This is a genomic window from Arenimonas sp., from assembly GCF_044348765.1.
Classification (GTDB): Bacteria; Pseudomonadota; Gammaproteobacteria; order Xanthomonadales; family Xanthomonadaceae; genus Arenimonas.
Genome location: NZ_JBIKSE010000127.1, coordinates 1 through 3011, shown reverse-complemented (window position 1 = coordinate 3011; position 3011 = coordinate 1). Strand labels below are relative to the sequence as shown.

The window sequence follows — 3011 nt, the reverse complement described above, 5'->3', positions numbered from 1 at the left end:
ACGACTATTCAAAGTTTGAATATTATACAGATGTTCATTATTGGATGGCTCCCAAGAGGGTAAAATCTCAATTTTTTCGTTCTAGCACCCCGCGCCGTCCGGGAAATCTGGCTGCGGGCAAGCGCACAAAATGCCGTCCACATCAGGCCGATAAGCCGACATTTCACCTGTCAGAGGCAGCCTCAAATGGCAGCCCGCCAGAAAAAAATACCCCCCTGACCATTTATGTCACCCCCCTTGGGTTACTCTCCCGGCCTATGAATACACCACACATCATCAACGGTTGGAACGGAACTCTGTCGAACAAGGATCATCAAATACTCTCTTTTCGAAAAGTCGACGAAACTCTCGGGTGGTTGAGTAACATGAGTCCTCATCCTGTCAGGTTCAGAACGATACTCTACCCTACTTGTGAACACTTTTTTCAGTGTCTTCGTTTTGAAAATGAGGGGATTCGAAAGGAAATTCTGAAAAAGAATTCACCTATGACAGCTAAGATGATCTCAAAAAAATACAAGGATGAGATGGTCATCACGCCTCGAAGTCAGGTCGATCTCGATCTAATGAGAACGGTTATTCGAATGAAAATGGTGTTTTACCCAAAACTCAGAAACGAACTCATGACTCAGAATTCTGATTCGATAATCATTGAGGATTGTTCAAAACGAGGAGGTGAATCTTCGAAGTTTTGGGGGATGAAACTCACTGAGGATCAATGGGAGGGTGAGAATTGGTTGGGAAGGTTGTGGATGGAATACAGAAGTGAACTTCAAGGGAAGTCTGTCGTTAGTTCACTCGACACAACCATCTGGCCTGGATCGATGTGGACTGAACTTCAACAAACACTATTCAAAAAAATCAGTTGATAGAACTTAGAAAAACAAGACCTGAAACACACCATGTACTCCATTTTCACTGCCCTTTATTGTCACTATCTAACCCCCGAAGGGGGAAATTACAATCGGTTTAGCTTCACCAATATAGATCCCCACAAGGACCCCATATATGTATCTGCCTGTGAAGCTGACCTCGAGTCGGGCAAGCTTCGCATCCGCAGCATCAGGAAAGGTCGCAAGCTCGAGACCTTCATGATTCCCAACCAGTTTCGTGGGCAGGATCTGTATTTCCAGACGCCTGTCGTGTATGGTGAAGAATTGAAGGCCTTTTTCGAATCTGCCGGAGAAGATTATGTTTATGCCTACATCGACTATGATGACGAGATGGTGGAGTTTGCCATTTGCGATTTTTTTACAGTAAACCAAGAATTAGATTCCGGGGTTTTGGATTACTTCAGCGACGGATTGTCGATCGAGCGCATTGGTAGTTTTGATGATGCGGCCGCGCTAGCTTTTGAATCTGCTTACATGGACAAATCGCGCTACACCCGGTGTTTTAAGCGACGATACAATCCACTCAAAGGGGTGACCAAAGCGATCTTCCAGGGCAAAGTGGAGGGCCCGCAAGCGGAACTGTTTCAAACGATTTTTCCATTCGCCTCTTGCCGCCGAACATTTGTCGAAATTATCAAACGCTATAACTTTCATGAACTTAAGAGCATGCCAGAAAAGTTCGTCGCTGTCGGACTGGATGAGCCGTGGAAGTGATCACCCATCGTGGTCATGGAAAAAACAATCCCCATCTCTCGCGGAGTCTGGTAGTCCACCTGCATGGGAAAAAAAGAATCTGCCGAACTCACCACCCGCGTCCAAATGGCGCGGTTATGGAAGATCGTGGCCATCGTTCAGAACGAGAAAAAGGTTACGGCCAGAAAACTTGCCGAGCACTTTGAGGTTAGCATGCGCACCATTCGCCGGGACCTCGATTTCCTGCGCGATCAAATGGGGATTGAGATCAATTGGGATGCCGACGAACATACCTACCTCTTGGATCCTGACTTCACTCACATTCCACCGCTGGAACTGGGTGAGGACGACTTTCTGCTGCTCTCCTACCTCCAGCAGTGCATCAGCCAGCATTCCGAGACCGACATCGGCCGGATGATGAGCGCGTCGTTCAAAAAAATCTTCGGGCTACTCACGGGGACTAAACGATGGGAGGAATTTGCCCAGTACATCCACTTTCGCTTTGACGAGTGCTTGAGCGCGAGCAGTCGCCGCGAGGATAAAATCTTTCGAATCCTTTACCGTGCGATTCGAGATCGAAAGGTCGTTAGCTTCGATTACAAACCGATGCGCCAACCAACCAAGTCTTACACCGTCGAAGCCAGCCTGGTTTTGATGCACAAGGGTCGCTGGTATTGTTACGGCCGTGTCGCGGGAAGAAAGCACATTCATCTGTTTGCATTCGCCCGTATTGAAAACCTCAAGGCGAGCGCCCTCAGCTATCACTACAAAGAGGAAGATCACGATCCCCGCCGTTTGTTGCGACATAGCTTCGGCGTCGCGATCAGCAGCGATCCCGTCGAGAATGTGGTGCTTGAGTTCGATCCCAAAGTCGCGCAACGGGTCAAAGAAAACCATTGGCACCCCGACCAAGAATTGGCCGATCTTCCCAACGGTGGCCTGCGCCTAACGCTACCGCTCAACACCACCCTTGAAATAAGCCCCTGGATTCTCACATGGGGGCCCTATGCGAAGGTCGTCTCGCCACCCGAACTAGCCGCCAAAATAGCCGATACCCTTAAGCGAATGCTGGCTAATTACGATGCCAGTCATTCAGTCTCCAAAGCGACATGAAGCTATTCCGGAAAAGAAGGAACAGTTTCTAAACAGATGGCGTGAGGAGCTCTAATTTAGTTTTTGCCAGCCCTCCCTATATGCGCGGGTTTTGACGGAGTTTGGTGATAGCCCAAATTGCTCAGCCGTTTGCTTGATGCTTCGGCATTCGTACCAATAGGCGCGAACCCTCGACCAGTAATCGTCACCGTGGCCGGGATTGCCTGCCTTTTTGGCGGGTTTGTCGCTCGCTGTGTTGGATGAAGCGGTTGGCGATATCGGTTCATCCGGTGTGGGCGCATCAGCGAATGCATCACACCGTCTGACTGCTGGCTC

At 49.1% G+C, this 3011-nt stretch carries 4 protein-coding genes; 3 read left to right on the top strand and 1 reads right to left on the bottom strand.

The window, feature by feature from the left end:
- The 3 genes from ACIQ0Q_RS09820 to ACIQ0Q_RS09810 all read left to right on the top strand — a co-directional run.
- Window positions 1-866: NADAR family protein (locus tag ACIQ0Q_RS09820; protein WP_395772754.1), on the top strand; the 866-nt coding region annotated here is incomplete at its 5' end.
- Between the two features lie 33 nt (window positions 867-899).
- Window positions 900-1604, top strand: a complete 705-nt coding sequence (locus tag ACIQ0Q_RS09815; protein WP_395772753.1) for a hypothetical protein — start codon at window positions 900-902, stop codon at window positions 1602-1604.
- 63 nt (window positions 1605-1667) lie between these two features.
- Window positions 1668-2696: a helix-turn-helix transcriptional regulator gene (locus ACIQ0Q_RS09810; RefSeq protein ID WP_395772752.1), complete on the top strand. Its 1029-nt coding sequence runs from the start codon at window positions 1668-1670 to the stop codon at window positions 2694-2696.
- Window positions 2697-2752: 56 nt separating this feature from the next.
- Here ACIQ0Q_RS09810 and ACIQ0Q_RS09805 read toward each other — a convergent pair.
- Window positions 2753-3011, bottom strand: a 259-nt coding sequence (locus tag ACIQ0Q_RS09805; protein WP_395772751.1) for a hypothetical protein, incomplete at its 5' end; no start/stop codon positions are given.